This window comes from Actinomadura rupiterrae (assembly GCF_024172125.1).
Taxonomy (GTDB): Bacteria; Actinomycetota; Actinomycetes; order Streptosporangiales; family Streptosporangiaceae; genus Spirillospora; species Spirillospora rupiterrae.
The window spans coordinates 97,583-112,828 of the sequence record NZ_JAMZEA010000002.1; the positions used below are offsets into that span (position 1 = coordinate 97,583).

Genomic DNA, 15,246 nt, shown 5'->3' on the forward strand with positions numbered 1-15,246 from the left:
CCGGTCGGCCCGCTGGGCGATGAGCCCGGTCGGCCTGCTGAGCGATGAGCCCGGGTCGGCCTGCTGGGCGGTGTGCCCGGATCAGGTCTGCTTGAGCGGGTTGTAGTCGGCCGCGTCGATGCCGAACGTCCAGGCGACGCCCTCGCGGGCGGTGCGGGTCTCCGGCGGGACGCGCAGGTAGTACTGCCGGTAGGTGCCGTCCGGTTCGGGCGTGGAGTTGACGACCTCGACCATGACCACCGGCTCGTCGTCCCGCAGGTCGATCCGCCACAGCACGCCCGTCTCGTCCCGGTGCAGGGGCTTGGCGCCGGTCTCTTCGAGGTAGCGGTCGTAGCCGTAGACCTCCAGCATGACCCGGCGCAGCTCGGCGTTCAGCCGGGTGAGCGAGGCGATGAACCCGTCCGGGATCGGCATGCCGCGCCACGCGTGCAGGGCGAGCCCGTCGGGGAAGGCCAGGGCCGGGCCGTCGCCCCGGTGAAGACGGCCCGGCTCGTCGCGGTGCAGCTCGGACGGCCGCTCGGACACGATCACGAGCCGCTCGTACGGCCACCACCAGCCCGCGTTCCGCGCCGCCTCGGCGAGCCCGGGAGGCGGCGTGCCGAGCGCGTCGAACTGCGCCAGCCACGGCGCGTCGTGCTGGCCGAGGACGGCGTCGAGGGTGGCCGTGCGCAGCACCGACTCGGCGCGCGAGCCGTCCTCGCGCGCCAGGTCGCCGACCGCCTGCCGGATGCGGACGACGACTTGCTGCACTTTGTCCCACAACGGCGCGGCCGTCCGCGACCAGGAGCGCGCCCACTCGCGATTGCCCAGCCGCTCGTGCGCCTCGGCGCGCGCGGCCTCCCACGGACGCGTCCGGACGGCGTCGCGCACGCTCGCACCGGCATCGGACGGCACGTCCGGCACCTCGATGCCCGCTTCGCGCAGAACCTCCGCGTTCCCGGCGAGGACGGCGGCGGCGAGCGCCCCCTGCGCCGGCGACTCCACCCACAGGAACCGCTGCGGCGCGTCCAGCCCGGCGGCCTCGTAGGCGGCGGTGATGCCCGCCTCGGCCCGCGCCCGGTCGCCCGGCCCGGTGGCGAACGCCGCCGACTCCCAGGACAGCATCAGGTTCGCGTGGTCCAACTCGTTCACGACTCTCCAGAGGGGGTGAGGGGAAGCCCGCCACGGACGCGGGTCAGGCGCAGGGGAAGCCCGCCACGGACGCGGGTCAGGCGCAGGGGTCGTTCAGCCGGCCGGGCTCGTCCGGTGGCGGGTCAGTCGGCGACGACGCGGACGGCGCCGGGGACGTACTCGCGCTGCCGGACCACGCGGTACCAGCCCTGGGGGAGCGAGATGGCCGCGTGCTCCTCGTGCCCGAGCCGTCCGCCGGCGGGCAGGTGCAGGTAGTCGGGGGCGAGCGGGTCGGGGTCGCGCAGCAGCGTGCCCTCGCAGTTCAGGGCGTGCGCGTGGCCGGTGGCCTCGCCGAGCGCGAGGACCATCCGGCCACGTCCGTCCCGCGCGGCGGGCGGCAGGCCGAGGAGGTTCCGCGGGACCTCGTCCTCGCTCACCGGGACGATGAGGATGTCTCCCTGTCGGTACATACCGAGAACGTTAGAAGGGGCCTCTGACACTTTCCTCGGGGGCCTGCAGGCGTCCCGGATGACGCCTACAGGCCGCGTGTGCGCCGCGCGGCTGGACGCGCCCATCTGCCCGATGCGCTGAGGCCGACGCTCTGGAAGGCCCGTACCAGTTCACTGCCGAGGTTGACGCCCGCGCCGAGGGCCAGTGCGACCGACAGCGCGGCCACCAGACTCAGCGCGCCTTGCTGCGCCGCTCCGGTGTTCAGCTCGACCATGCCCCGGTATAGGAGCGTTCCAGGAAGCAGCGGCGAGATCGCCGGGACCACGTAGGGGAGGGACGGCGCGTTCCGCCACCGCGCGAGCATGCTGCCGAGCATGCCCACGATGATGGCCGAGACCGCCGACGCCAGGACGGGTGTGACCTTCCAGTTCAGCAGTACGACGTACATCACCCAGATCAGCCCGCCGCCGATGCCCGCCGGGATCAGCACGTTGCGGGGGCCGGCCAGGCAGACCGCGAAGGTCAGCGCGACCGCCGCCGCCGCCAGGACGGGCACGGGCTGCAGCAGCGCCGGTGTTACCGGAAGGTGGCCGACGTTGATGTCCACGTTCAGCCGTACTGCCAGGTAGACCGCGACGCCGAGGCCGGCGACGATCGCGGCGATGATGAAGAAGACCTCCAGCAGCCGCGCGCCCGCGCTGACCAGGTCGCCTGTGATGCCGTCCTGGATGGACGCCACGAGCGGGCGGCCCGGCAGCAGCGCCAGGATGGAGCCGGTGACGATCGTGGACGCATGGCCCTGGTGGCCCGCCGCCACGACCAGCGCCGCGGCCGTCGCGGCGATCGCCGCGGCCACCGTGAGCTGGAAGAACTCGGCGATGCCGCGGCGGGCGAGGGCGGCGGCCGTGCGGTCGCCGAACACCGTCGCCACGAACGCGGTCGCGGCGACCAGCGGCCCGCCGCCGACCAGGATCGACGCCGACGCGGCGATCGCGCCGAGGCAGAACACCATCAGCCACGGCGGGTAGGGCGCGCGCCCGCGCTTGATCTCGTGCAGCTGCGCGAGCGCCTCGCCCAGCCCGAGCATCCCGATGGACGCCTCCTGGACGAGCTGGTGCAGCGCGGTCAGCCGCCAGTAGGCGGGCGTGCGGCGGCGGATGGAGCGCGCTCCGGTGACCGGGGGCTGGCCGCCCGCGGGGTGCGCCGAGACGAGCAGGCTGGTGAAGGTGACCTGGACCTCGGCGCGCGGCACCTCGTAGGCGACCGCGAGGCTCAGCATCGCCTCGTTCACCCGCTCGGTGCCCTCGCCGCTGGCCAGCAGCAGCTCCCCGACCCGCAGGGTCAGCTCGATCGCCCGGGGGTCGAACGCGTCGTTCGGCTCGTCCTCGGGCGGCTCGGGAGGGTTGACGTCCATGAGGACGTGCCAGCTCCGGCGCAGGCGCTCCGCAGTGCGACCCATGACCGAAAAAACCCTCCCGCCCGCGACCAAGATCTCGATCGCAGGCTACCCATGCGTCACCGGTGATAAGCCGCCGCGAGTCCCACAAAGGACAAACCGGTAACGGTGGTTCGCGCGCGTCCGGAATGTGATGGTCGCGGCGTCCAAGGTGACGGGGACATCTTCTCGTGTCGTGGTGTCACTGGCGTGGAAGGCATCGCTGAACAGGGCGTTTGTGACGCTCATCTCTCCTTCCCGCCAGGTCAGGAGGATGATCTCGACGGCCCGGCCGGCCCGCCAGGTGACGTCCACGGTCGCGTTCCCGCGAGCGCGCAGACCCGTCGCGGACCCGTCCCGCCAGGCGGCTGGAAGCGCCGGGAGGACCTCGATGGTCCCGTGATGGGACTGGAGCAGCATCTCGGCGATTCCCGCCGTGGCGCCGAAGTTGCCGTCGATCTGGAACGGCGGGTGGGTGTCCCAGAGGTTAGGGAGGGTGGACGTGGCCAGTTGGTAAGTCAGCATCCTGTGCGCGCGGTCGCCGTCGCGCAGCCGGGCCCAGAAGTTGATCTTCCAGGCCTTCGACCAGCCCGTCCCGCCGTCGCCGCGCGCGGCCAGCGCGACCGCGGCGGCCCTCGCCTCGGGCGTGTCGGGGCTGATCTGGCGTCCCGGGTATAGCGCGAAAAGGTGGGAGGCGTGCCGGTGCGTGTCGGAAGGGTCGTCCCGGTCGAGCCTCCACTCCTGGAGCTGGCCCCACGCGCCGATGCGGAGCCCGGGGTCCAGCCTGACCAGGGTCTTCGCGATTTCTTCGCGAAGTTCTCCGTCGACCCCCAACGTTTCGGCGGCCTCGCTCGTGTTTGTAAGTAGATCCCAGACGATCTGCTGGGACATCGCGGGTCCGGCGGAGAAGTCGCCGTGCTCGGGGGAGTAGGCCGGCGAGGCGACCAGCGTCCCGTCGAGGGGATCGGGGCGCAGGTTGCCGAGCCAGAACTCGGCCGCCTCCCGCATCGCGGGGTAGGCGGTCTCACGGAGGTAGGAGGTGTCGCAGGTGAACAGGTAACGCTCGTACATCTGGCGGGTGAGCCAGGCCGCCGCCTCGGGGAACCAGAACGCAGTCGGCCAGTCGTGCACGCCCGTGTAGCCGAACGGGTTCACCTCGTTGTGGACGACCCAGCCGCGCGTCCCGAACATGCGCCGCGCCGTCACCCGGCCGGGCTCCCGCAAGGCCGTGACGAACGCGTCGTACGGCCCGGCGGTCTCGCCGAGGTTCGTCGTCTCGGCGGGCCAGTAGTTCATCTGGAGGTTGATGTTGGTGTGGTAGTCGGCGCTCCACGGCGGCTCCGCCAGGCCGTTCCACACGCCTTGCAGGTTCGCGGGCAGCGACCCGTCCCGCGAGGACGCGATCAGCAGATAACGCCCATAAGCGAAAAACAGCTCCTCCAGCGCCCGATCGGCCTCGGTGTCGCCCTGCCCGTAGCCCGCCAGCAACCGATCAGTCGGCACTCGCCGCCGAGGGAGGTGATCCGTTGCGCTCAGGGTCAGGGTGACGCGGTCGAAGAGGCGCGGTGGTCGCGGACGTGCTCGGCGCGCAGGGCGGCATGGCCTGCGCGGACGGCCTCGTCCACGGCCCGGGTGACGCGCGCGTGCGGATCGTCGCCGCGGTACGCGGGGTAGGTCGCCGCGTAGTCGGTGGCCGCTGACAGCACGAAGTAGGCGCTGTCCGCGCCGGTGACGGTGATCTCGCCGTCGCCGTCCACCCGCGTGCCGCCCTCGGTCACGACGTGCACCTGCGCCTCGAAGCGCAGCCCGTTGTCGGCGAGCGCCCCCCGGACGGTCAGCCGCCCGTCCCGGACCGAGACCACCTGGTCGTCGCGCGGCGAGGTCTCGCGCAACGTGAACGAGACCGCGCCGGGCCGGTCGGCGGCGAGCCGTCCGACGATCACGTTCGCGGGATGCGACGCGAAGTACTCGCGCCGATGCCGCACGCCGTCCACGACATACGACACCCGAGCCACCCCCTCCCCAAGCTCCAACTCCCGCCGATACCCCGCCACCGCCACGGACCGCCCGCGGTCCGATCTCGGTTCCTTCCGTCCGCGGACCGGGCGGGAGTGGGGCGGGGTGGGGTGGACGAGGAGGTGGAGGTCGCCTAGGGGCTGGTAGGAGCCGTAGCCCGTGCGGGGGCGGCCGAGGTGGGATGCGACCTCCTCGGGGGAGAGGTGCTGCCTCTCGTCCAGGAGGTGCTGGACGGTCCGGACGGCGTCGGCGGCGTCCCAGTTGCCGAAGTCGTAGCCCTCGCGCGAGCCGGGGCCGCCCGTCCAGAGCGTCTTCTCGTTGAGGAGCAGGCGTTCGGCGTGGACGCCGCCGAACACGCAGGCGCCGAGGGCACCGTTGCCGATGGGCAGCGACTCGCGCTCCCAGTCGGTGGCGGGCGACTCGTACCAGAGCCTCAAGGCGGGGCGTCCGGTCATTCGGGGTGGGGGAGGTGCCAGACGGCGGGGAGGCCGGCGGCGGCGCCGGACGCGGAGTAGTCGTGGACGACGTCCAGGTAGCCCGCCATGCGGGCCTGCCAGGCGGTGTTCACCGGGAGGTCCTCCAGGGCGGCGAGCAGGTCGGCGTAGTCGTCGCAGTCGAGGACGTGGAACAGGTCGAGGCCGCTGCGCCAGATCGTCCAGTCGCGGGCGCCGGCGGCGCGGATGGCGTCGGTCAGCTCCTCCGGCACCTCTCGGTGCGCCTGCTCGTAGGCGGCCTCGGCGCCGGGCTTGAGCCGGGTGTGCAGGGCGATGCGCATCAGTCCTCCTCGGGGTCGGTGTCGGCCTGGCGGCGCGCCCAGTCCTCGACGGCGCCGATGTGGACGGCGGCGGCGGTGCGGGCCGCCTCGGGGTCGCGCTCGCTCAGCGCGCGGTAGATCGCGGCGTGCTCGTGGAAGCTGCGGGCGAACGCGTCGGCCTCCTGCCGGCCGTGCCAGACGCGCGCGCGGAAGGTGCGGGTGTTCAGCCCGCCCAGGATCGCGGCCAGCACCGGGTTCCCGGCGGCCTCGTTGATGATCCGGTGGAACTCCATGTCGTGCCCGACGATCTCCTCGGAGTCCACGCCGCGCTCCATCGCCCGCATCTGGACGCGCAGCAGCGCGAGCCCGGACTCGTCGATGCGCGCGGCCGCGGTCGCGGCGGCCGCCGGTTCGAGGATCTTGCGCACCTGCACCAGGTGCAGCAGCGTCCGGCCGCGGGACATCTCGGCGACCGCGCCGAACGTCTCCAGCAGGTCGTCCGGGCTGAGCCGGGTCACGTAGACGCCCGCGCCGTGCCGCGACTCCAGCACGCCGAGCGCGGTCAGCGCCCGGATCGCCTCGCGCATCGAACTGCGCGACAGGCCGAGCTCGACGGCCAGCTCGCGCTCGGTCGGCAGCCGCTGGCCCGGCAGCAGCTCCCCGGCGCCGAGCTTCGCCCTGATCTGGGCGATCGCCCGCTCGGTGACGGTCGTCCGTGGCGTGGTCGCGTCCTCGGTCACCCCTGGTTCTCCCTTCCCCCGATGCCGTGACCATCCTGATCTGGTCGGACCAATCAACGCAAGTAACGACTTCATTACGGGGTATTGCCAGGATCCCCCCGAGAAGTGGTCTGATGACTCCACGATTGGTCCGATGAATCGACAGCAAGATCGAGTATGAGGGGGGACGCCTCAGTGAAGCTGCTGCGCGTGGGACCGGCGGGCGCCGAGCGGCCGGCCGTCCTGGCCGGGGACGGCACGGTGCGCGACCTGTCCGGGATCACCGCCGACATCGACGCCGCGTTCCTCGCCGGGGACGGCCTTGACCAGGCACGCGAGGCGCTGGCGGCGGGAAGCCTGCCGGTGCTGGCGGCGCCCGGACGGGTCGGCCCGCCGCTCGCGCGGCCCGGCAAGATCGTGTGCGTCGGCCTCAACTACCGCGACCACGCCGCCGAGACGGGCGCGGAGCCCCCGGCCGAGCCGGTGCTGTTCATGAAGGCGCCGAACACAGTGGTCGGACCGGACGACGAGGTGCTCGTCCCGCGCGGCAGCGTGAAGACCGACTACGAGGTCGAGCTGGCCGTCGTCCTCGGCGGCACGGCCCGCTACCTGGACTCGCCCGAGCAGGCCCGCGGCCTGATCGCCGGGTACGCGATCAGCAACGACGTCTCCGAGCGCGAGTTCCAGCTCGAACGCGGCGGGACGTGGGACAAGGGCAAGTCCTGCGAGACGTTCAACCCGTTCGGCCCGTGGCTGGTCACCGCCGACGAGATCGCCGACCCGGCCGCGCTCCCGCTGCGCCTGTGGGTGAACGGGGAGCTGCGCCAGGACGGCTCGACCAAGGACATGATCTTCGGAATCGAGCACGTGGTCTGGTACATCAGCCGGTTCATGGTGCTGGAACCCGGCGACGTGATCAACACCGGCACCCCGGCCGGGGTCGCCCTCGGCCGTCCCGGCGAGCCGTACCTGCGCGCCGGCGACGTCGTGGAGGTCGAGATCGAGGGCCTCGGCCGGCAGCGGCAGACCGTCGGGAGCGCCGCGTGAAGATCGTCGCGCTGGAGGCGCACGACGTCCGCTTCCCGACCTCGCGCGAGCTGGACGGCTCGGACGCGATGAACCCCGACCCCGACTACTCGGCGGCGTACGCGGTGCTGCGCACCGACGACGGCCTCGAAGGGCACGGGTTCTGCTTCACCATCGGCCGCGGCAACGACGTCTGCGTCGCCGCGATCGAGGCGCACGCGCCGCTGGTCGTGGGCGCCGACCTGGACACCGGCGACCTCGGCGGGTTCGCGCGGCGGCTCGTCCACGACTCGCAGCTCCGCTGGCTCGGCCCGGAGAAGGGCGCGGTGCACATGGCGGCCGCGGCCGTCGTGAACGCCGCGTTCGACCTGGCCGGACGCGCCGCCGGGTTGCCCGTGTGGCGGCTGCTGGCCGAGATGTCCCCCGAGCAGATCGTCGACCTCGCGGACTGGCGCTACCTCACCGACGCCCTCACTCCTGCGCGCGCGATGGAAATCCTCCAGGACGCCCAGCCCGGCAGGGCCGAACGCACCGAAGCGCTCACCGCGCAGGGATACCCCGCCTACACCACCACTCCCGGATGGCTCGGCTACAGCGACGAGAAGCTCGTGCGCCTCGCGCGCGAGGCCGTCGCCGACGGGTTCACCCAGATCAAGCTGAAGGTCGGCGCGAACCTCGGCGACGACATCCGCCGCATGCGCCTGGCGCGCGAGGCGGTCGGCCCGGACGTCCGGATCGCCGTGGACGCGAACCAGCGCTGGGACGTCGGCCCCGCGATCGAGTGGACGAAGGCCCTCGCGCCCTACGACCCGTACTGGATCGAGGAGCCGACCAGCCCGGACGACGTGCTCGGCCACGCGGCCGTCCGGCGCGCGGTCGCGCCCGTGAAGGTCGCGACCGGCGAGCACATCGCGAACCGGGTCATGGTCAAGCAGATGCTCCAGGCCGGCGCGCTGGACGTGCTGCAGATCGACGCCTGCCGGGTCGCCGGGGTCACCGAGAACGTCGCGAACCTGCTGCTCGCCGCCGCGCACGGCGTCCCGGTGTGCCCGCACGCGGGCGGCGTCGGGCTCTGCGAGGCCGTCCAGCACCTGTCGATGTTCGACTACGTCGCGGTCAGCGGCAGCACCGACGACCGGGTCATCGAGTACGTCGACCACCTGCACGAGCACTTCACCGATCCGGTCCGGATCGTGAACGGGCGGTACGCCGCGCCGGCGGCGCCCGGAATGTCCACCGAGATGCGCGCGGCGAGCCTGGCCGCGCACGCCTTCCCGCACGGCGAGGTCTGGAGGAGCTGATGGACGGTCTGGAGGAGCCGAGGGAGTTCGGCGGGATCAGGGCCATTGTGACCGGCGGCGCGTCCGGCATAGGCCTGGCGACCGCGACGCTCCTGCGCGCACGAGGAGCGGCCGTCGCCTGCCTCGATGTGGACGACGCGCCCGAACCGTTCTTCACCGCTAAGGCGGACGTGACCGACGACGCGTCCGTGCGCACCGCCGTAGGCGCGGCGACAGGACACCTAGGCGGACTCGATGTTCTGGTCAACAACGCCGGAATCGGTGCCCAGGGCACTGTCGAGGACAACGACGACGACGAATGGCGGCGCGTCCTGGACGTGAACGTCCTCGGCATCGTGCGCGTGACGCGCGCCGCCCTCCCGCACCTGCGCGCGTCGGCGCACGCGTCGGTCGTCAACACCTGCTCCATCGCCGCGACGGCCGGGCTTCCCCAGAGGGCGCTGTACTCGGCGTCCAAGGGAGCGGTCCTCTCGCTGACGCTCGCGATGGCCGCGGACCACGCCCGCGAGGGCATCCGCGTCAACTGCGTCAACCCCGGCACGGTGCACACGCCCTGGATCGGACGGCTCCTGGCGAAGGCCCCCGACCCCGACGCCGAACTCGCCGCGCTCAACGCCAGGCAGCCGATCGGCCGCCTGGTCTCCGCCGAGGAGGTCGCCACCGCGATCGCCTACCTCGCCAGCCCCGCGTCCGGCGCCACCACCGGCGCGTCGCTCGCGGTGGACGGCGGTATGCAGGGCCTCCGGCTCCGTCCCGCGTCCGGCTCGTGAACGGTCGGACGGCGTCCGACCACCCGGTCCGGACGCTCCCCACGGCGTCCGACCGGCTGGTCCGGGCGCGGTCCACGGCGTCCGGCCTACCGGTCCGGACGCTCCCCACGGCGTTCGGCCCGCTGGTCCGGATGCGATCCACGGCGTCCGGTCCGCCGGTCCGGACGCGACCCACCCCTTTCGTGGAGGAGAGTCAACGATGATTCGCAGCAAGATCATGGCCGGGGCCGCCGTCGCGCTGTCGGCCGCGCTGCTCGCGGGCTGCGGCAGCACCAAGGACTCCGGCGGCGGCGCCAAGGCCGCCGGGGGCAGCGGCAAGGTCGGCGTCGACCTCCCCCTGCTGACCTCGCCCTTCTGGCAGTCCTACAACGCTTACGTCCCGACGATGGCCAAGCAGCTCGGTGTGAAGACGATGCCGACGGTCAACTCCAACTCCGACCCGACGCAGCAGATCACCGACATCAACAACCTGCTGAACCAGGACGTGAAGGGCCTGGTCGTCGCGCCGCTGGACAGCGCGGCGATCGTCGCCGGGCTCAACCAGGCGGGCCGCAAGGGCGTCCCGGTCGTCGCGGTGGACGTCGCGCCGGACAAGGGCAAGGTCGCGATGGTCGTCCGCGCGAACAACGTCGCCTACGGCGAGAAGGCCTGCACCTACCTCGGCGACAAGATCAAGAGCGGCAAGGTCGTGCAGATCCAGGGCGACCTCGCCTCGGTCAACGGCCGGGACCGCTCGCAGGCGTTCAACGACTGCATGAAGAAGAAGTACCCGCAGGTCAAGGTGCTGGAGATCCCGGCGGAGTGGAAGGCGGAGAAGGCCGCGTCCGGGCTGGACACCGTCCTCAACGGCAACCCCGACGTCAAGGGGATCTACATGCAGGCGGGCGGCGTCTACCTCGCGCCGACGCTCCAGGCCCTGCGCAGCAAGGGCATGCTGCACACCGCGGGCGGCCCGAAGCACATCGCGATCGTCTCCAACGACGGCATCCCGCAGGAGTTCGACGCCATCCGCAAGGGCGAGATCGACGCGACCGTTTCCCAGCCGGCCGACGCGTACGCCAAGTGGGGGCTGTACTACATCAAGGCCGCGATGGAGGGGAAGACCTTCCAGCCGGGCAAGACCGACCACGACAGCGAGATCGTCAAGCTGCCCAACGGCCTCCTGGAGGACCAGCTCCCCGCGCCGCTGGTCACCAAGGAGAACGTGGACGACAAGGCGCTGTGGGGCAACACGGTGGGCAAGTGATGGCCGCGCCCCTCGACAAGTCCCCGCCGGACGCGGCCGTCCCGATCGTCGAGGCGGAGGGTGTCACCAAGCGTTTCGGCTCGACCGTGGCGCTCGCCGATGCCCGCCTGAAGGTGCTTCCTGGCGAATCGCACGCGCTCGTCGGACGGAACGGAGCGGGCAAGTCGACGCTGGTCAACGTTCTGACCGGGATCTTCCCGCCGGACGGCGGCGCGGTCCGGTTCGACGGCCGGCCCGCCCCCGCGCCGGGCGACCGGGACGGCTGGCGCGCCCGCGCCGCCTGCGTCTACCAGAAGTCGACGATCATCCCCGAGCTGACCGTCGCGGAGAACCTGTTCCTGAACCGGCAGCCCGGCACCCGCGGCGTGATCGGCTGGAAGCGGATGCGCCGCGAGGCCGCCGACCTGCTCGCGGCCTGGGACGTCCAGGTCGACCCGGCCGTCCCGGCCGGCCGGCTCAGCGTCCAGGACCGGCAGTTCGTCGAGATCGCGCGGGCGCTGTCGTTCGGCGCGCGGTTCATCATCCTGGACGAGCCGACCGCGCAGCTCGACAACGCCGAGATCGAGCGGCTGTTCGTCCGGATGCGGGCGCTGCGCGAGAGCGGCGTCGCGTTCCTGTTCATCTCGCACCACCTCCAGGAGGTGTACGAGGTGTGCGAGACCGTCACGGTCTTCCGGGACGCCCGCTGGATCATCACGGCGCCCGTCGCCGAGCTGCCGCGCGCCGACCTGGTCGCGGCGATGACCGGCGAGGCGACCGAGCTCGGCCGGGAGAGCGGCCGCCGCGAGCCGGTGACCGCGCCGGTCCGGCTCTCGGTTTCCGGCCTGTCCGGTCCGGAGTTCTCGGACGTGTCGCTGGAGGTGCGGCGCGGCGAGGTGGTCGGTCTGGCCGGTTCGTCCGCGAGCGGGAAGATCGAGCTCGCCGAGACGCTCGTCGGCCTGCGCCGGCCGACGTCCGGAACGGCCGTTCTGGACGATCGTCCGGTGCCGTTCGGGGACGTCCGGAAGGCGATGGACGCCGGGATCGGGTTCGTCCCGCGCGACCGGCACGCCCAGGGCCTCGTGCCCGGGCTTTCGGTCGGCGAGAACGCCACCATGACCGTCGCCGGACGGCTCGGGCCGCTCGGCGTGGTCAAGCCGGGCCGGCTGCGCGCCGAGGCCGCGGGCGCGATCACCGATCTCGACATCAAGACGTCCGGGCCGGAGCAGCCGGTCAGCGGCCTGTCCGGCGGCAACCAGCAGAAGGTCGTGATGGCGCGCGCTCGCCACCGCGCCGGGCCTGCTGGTGCTGATCAACCCGACCGCCGGGGTGGACGTGAAGTCCAAGGAGGCGCTGCTCGCGGTGGTGGACCGGGTCCGCGCGGACGGCACCGCCGTGGTCATCATCTCCGACGAGCTGGACGACCTGCGCCCCTGCGACCGGGTGCTGGTCTTCTTCCACGGCCGGATCACCGCCGAGCGCGCCGCCGGCTGGTCCGACCGCGACCTGGTCGCCTCGATCGAGGGAGTGTCCTGATGGCCGATGTGGCCGAGAAGGCCGGAGCCGCGGCGCCGGTCGTCCCGCCCGCGCGGGCGGGCGTGCTGTTCCGGCGGGCCCGCGAGTTCGCGCTGGTGCCCGCGCTCGTCGTGCTGGTCGTCCTGGGGGCCGTCGTCAACGACAGCTTCCTGACCCAGCGCAACATCATCTCCATCCTGGGCGCGTCGGCCGCGCTGGCGCTGGTCGTGCTGGCCGAGTCGCTGATCCTGATCACCGGGAAGATCGACCTGTCGCTGGAGTCGACGGTCGGCATCGCGCCCGGGCTCGGGGCGCTGCTGGTGATTCCAGCCGCTTCGGCGGGGTTCGGTACGAAATGGCCCGCCTGGGCCGGGATTCTGGCGATCTTCGTGGTGGGCGCGGCGGTCGGCGCGTTCAACGGCTTCCTGTCGGTGAAGCTGCGGCTGAACGCGTTCATCGTGTCGCTGGCCATGCTGATCGTGCTGCGCGGCCTGCTGACCGGCGCGACCAAGGGCAAGACGCTGTTCGACATGCCGGACGCGTTCTTCTCCATCGCGACCACCACGTTTTTGCAGGTCCCGATGTCGGTGTGGCTGGCCGTGCTGTGCTTCGCGGTGGCCGGGTTCGTGCTGCGCTACCACCGGCTCGGCCGGGCGCTGTACGCGATCGGCGGCAACCCCGAGGCGGCGCGCGCGGCCGGCATCCGGGTTGAGCGCGTGACCTTCGCGGTGTACGTGGTCGCCGGGGTGCTCGCGGCGGCGGCCGGGCTCTGCCTGACCGGCTACGTCGGCGCGATCAACGCCAACCAGGGGCAGAACATGATCTTCACGGTGATGGCCGCGGCCGTCATCGGCGGGATCTCCATGAACGGCGGCAAGGGCACGATGACCGGCGCGGTCACCGGTGTGCTGCTGCTCGGCGTGGTCGACAACCTGCTGACCCTCGCGCAGGTCGCGTCCTTCTGGAAGCAGGCGATCTATGGTGCGATCATCCTGGTCGCCCTGGTCATCTCGCGGGTGACTTCGGGGCAGGCTCAGGAATGAGGCGGGCCCCGGCAGGGAAGGCGCCCGCCGGGCCGCCGGCCGAGGCACCCGCTGGGGTCCGGCCGGAGCGTCTGGGCGAGGCGCCCGGCCACAGCGCCGGTCGCGGCGCCGGCCTCGGTGCCCGCTCAGGAGGGAACGTCGGGATGAAGATTCCGGTCACGCCGCTCGCGTTCGGCAGCGCCGCCATCGGCGGGCTGTACGCCCCGGTACCGCCCGATACGGGCGTGCACACCGTCCAGCGGGCCCTGGAAGCCGGGATGCGCTACCTGGACACCGCGCCGCACTACGGCGCGGGCAAGGCGGAGCGCATCCTGGGCGCGGCCCTGTCGGATGTCCCGCGCGAGTCGTTCACCATCTCGACGAAGGTCGGACGGGTGCTGCGGCCGCTCCGTCCTGGCGAATCCCCGGATTCGGCCGGTTTCGAGGGCGAGCCGCCGGTGAAGCGCGAATGGGACTTCAGCCGGGACGGCGTGCTGCGCTCACTGGAGTCGTCCTTGGAACGGCTCGGTATCGACCGCGTGGACATGGTCTACCTCCACGACCCGGACGCGCACGAGGACGAGGTCTATGCGTCGGCGTATCCAGCGCTGGCAGAGCTGCGCGAGCAGGGCGTGGTCGGTGCCATCGGGGCCGGAATGAACCAGACGGAGATGCTGACGCGGTTCGTCCGGCGGCTTGACCTGGACGTGGTGTTGTGTGCCGGCCGCTATACGCTTCTCGACCGTTCCGCTGAGGCGGAGCTGCTTCCCGCGTGCGTTGAGCGCGGTACGGCCGTGGTTGTAGGCGGTGCCTACAATTCCGGGCTGCTCGCGGGCGGGACGACGTACAACTACGAATCCGCCCCTGTCGCCATGCTGGAACGCGTCGCTGAGCTGGAACGAGTCTGCACTCGCTACGACGTGCCGTTGCGGGCGGCCGCATTGCAGTTCCCTATGCGTCACCCTGCCGTCGCGAGCGTGCTGGTCGGCTGCCGTACTCCCGAGGAGGTCACGGAGAACGCCGCCCTGTTCGCACTGGACGTTCCCGAGGACCTCTGGAAGGAACTCTGATGTCCGGGAGATGCTCTGATGTTTGACGCTCACCACCATCTTTGGGATACGTCCGCCCGTGACTATGCGTGGATGGACGGTCCGTGGGCTGACCCCCTGCGCGGTCGTTTCGATGTACCGCGATATGTGTCGGCTTCGGGCGGGGAGGTCACCGGCTCTGTTGTTGTGCAGGCCCTACAAAGCGAAGACGAAACCAGAGAACTGCTTGCTTTGGCTGACGGGGCGCCGGTTTCGGGCGTCGTCGGTTGGGTGGACCTAACGGCGGGTTCGGTTGCCGAGACGCTGGCTTCGTTCTCTGGGCCTCTTGTAGGAATCCGGCACATGGTGCAGGACGAGCCCGATCCCGAGTGGTTGTCCCGTCCGGACGTCCAGCGCGGGCTCCGTGCCGTGGCGGACGCCGGGATCGTCTACGACCTGCTGGTCAAGCCTCCGCAGGCGGACGCGGCGCTCGCGGTCGTGCGCGCGCTGCCGGAGGTGTCGTTCGTGCTCGACCACGCGGGGAAGCCCGACATTGCGGGCGGCGTATGGGAGCCGTGGGCGTCCTGGATCGCGGCCATGGCGGAGGCGCCGAACGTGGCGGTGAAGCTTTCCGGGCTCGTCACCGAGGCCGGGCCGGACTGGCGGCCGGACGACGTGCTGCCCTACGCGCGCCACGTGCTGGAGGCGTTCGGGCCGTCCCGCGTGATGTTCGGATCCGACTGGCCCGTCTGCACACTCGCCGCTTCCTACCGGCGCGTAGTTGATCTTGTCCGGGTTACGCTGGCGGACGAGGACCGCGCCGAGGTCTTCGACGGAACGGCCCGGCGCGTCTACCGGATCGGGGGGTGACCCGA

14 protein-coding genes are annotated in these 15,246 nt (G+C 71.9%); 7 read left to right on the forward strand and 7 right to left on the reverse strand.

What is annotated here, in order from left to right; translation table 11 throughout:
• Window positions 1-81 precede the first annotated feature (81 nt).
• The 7 genes from FHU30_RS05005 to FHU30_RS05035 all read right to left on the reverse strand — a co-directional run bounded on the left by FHU30_RS05005 (window position 82) and on the right by FHU30_RS05035 (window position 6,505).
• Complete coding sequence (locus tag FHU30_RS05005; protein ID WP_253872134.1) at window positions 82-1,131, reverse strand: DUF6745 domain-containing protein; 1,050 nt, start codon at window positions 1,129-1,131, stop codon at window positions 82-84.
• A gap of 122 nt (window positions 1,132-1,253) precedes the next feature.
• The gene (locus tag FHU30_RS05010; RefSeq protein ID WP_253872136.1) at window positions 1,254-1,580 is read right to left on the reverse strand and encodes a DUF8820 family protein; all 327 of its coding nucleotides are present in this window, start codon (window positions 1,578-1,580) and stop codon (window positions 1,254-1,256) included.
• A gap of 65 nt (window positions 1,581-1,645) precedes the next feature.
• The gene (locus tag FHU30_RS05015; RefSeq protein WP_253872138.1) at window positions 1,646-3,019 is read right to left on the reverse strand and encodes a threonine/serine exporter family protein; all 1,374 of its coding nucleotides are present in this window, start codon (window positions 3,017-3,019) and stop codon (window positions 1,646-1,648) included.
• A 45-nt stretch (window positions 3,020-3,064) separates the two neighbouring features.
• Entirely contained in the window at window positions 3,065-4,498 is a 1,434-nt protein-coding gene (locus tag FHU30_RS05020) for a glycosyl hydrolase family 95 catalytic domain-containing protein (protein WP_253872140.1), read from the reverse strand.
• 35 nt (window positions 4,499-4,533) lie between these two features.
• Window positions 4,534-5,466 (reverse strand): glycoside hydrolase family 95 protein, encoded by a 933-nt coding sequence (locus FHU30_RS05025; protein ID WP_253872142.1) that lies wholly within the window; start codon window positions 5,464-5,466, stop codon window positions 4,534-4,536.
• Window positions 5,463-5,786, reverse strand: coding sequence for an L-rhamnose mutarotase (locus FHU30_RS05030; protein ID WP_253872144.1), 324 nt, complete (start codon window positions 5,784-5,786; stop codon window positions 5,463-5,465). Before FHU30_RS05030 ends, FHU30_RS05025 begins: the two co-directional genes overlap by 4 nt.
• Entirely contained in the window at window positions 5,786-6,505 is a 720-nt protein-coding gene (locus FHU30_RS05035; protein ID WP_253872146.1) for a FadR/GntR family transcriptional regulator, read from the reverse strand. Before FHU30_RS05035 ends, FHU30_RS05030 begins: the two co-directional genes overlap by 1 nt.
• A gap of 174 nt (window positions 6,506-6,679) precedes the next feature.
• On the opposite strand from FHU30_RS05035, the gene FHU30_RS05040 reads away from it, so the two are divergent.
• The 7 genes from FHU30_RS05040 (at window position 6,680) to FHU30_RS05070 (ending at window position 15,241) form a co-directional block, all read left to right on the forward strand.
• Entirely contained in the window at window positions 6,680-7,531 is an 852-nt protein-coding gene (locus FHU30_RS05040; protein WP_253872147.1) for a fumarylacetoacetate hydrolase family protein, read from the forward strand.
• A complete protein-coding gene (locus FHU30_RS05045) occupies window positions 7,528-8,811 on the forward strand; it encodes an enolase C-terminal domain-like protein (RefSeq protein WP_253872149.1) in 1,284 nt (427 codons plus the stop codon). The genes FHU30_RS05040 and FHU30_RS05045 overlap by 4 nt, the downstream gene beginning before the upstream one ends.
• Entirely contained in the window at window positions 8,811-9,581 is a 771-nt protein-coding gene (locus tag FHU30_RS05050) for an SDR family NAD(P)-dependent oxidoreductase (RefSeq protein WP_253872157.1), read from the forward strand. Before FHU30_RS05045 ends, FHU30_RS05050 begins: the two co-directional genes overlap by 1 nt.
• Window positions 9,582-9,780: 199 nt before the next feature.
• Window positions 9,781-10,827: a sugar ABC transporter substrate-binding protein gene (locus tag FHU30_RS05055; RefSeq protein ID WP_253872159.1), complete on the forward strand. Its 1,047-nt coding sequence runs from the start codon at window positions 9,781-9,783 to the stop codon at window positions 10,825-10,827.
• A complete protein-coding gene (locus FHU30_RS05060) occupies window positions 10,827-13,364 on the forward strand; it encodes an ATP-binding cassette domain-containing protein (protein ID WP_253872161.1) in 2,538 nt (845 codons plus the stop codon). Before FHU30_RS05055 ends, FHU30_RS05060 begins: the two co-directional genes overlap by 1 nt.
• Before the next feature lie 143 nt (window positions 13,365-13,507).
• Window positions 13,508-14,413 (forward strand): aldo/keto reductase, encoded by a 906-nt coding sequence (locus tag FHU30_RS05065; protein WP_253872163.1) that lies wholly within the window; start codon window positions 13,508-13,510, stop codon window positions 14,411-14,413.
• A gap of 18 nt (window positions 14,414-14,431) precedes the next feature.
• The gene (locus FHU30_RS05070) at window positions 14,432-15,241 is read left to right on the forward strand and encodes an amidohydrolase family protein (RefSeq protein ID WP_301322740.1); all 810 of its coding nucleotides are present in this window, start codon (window positions 14,432-14,434) and stop codon (window positions 15,239-15,241) included.
• The last annotated feature ends 5 nt before the right edge of the window (window positions 15,242-15,246 follow it).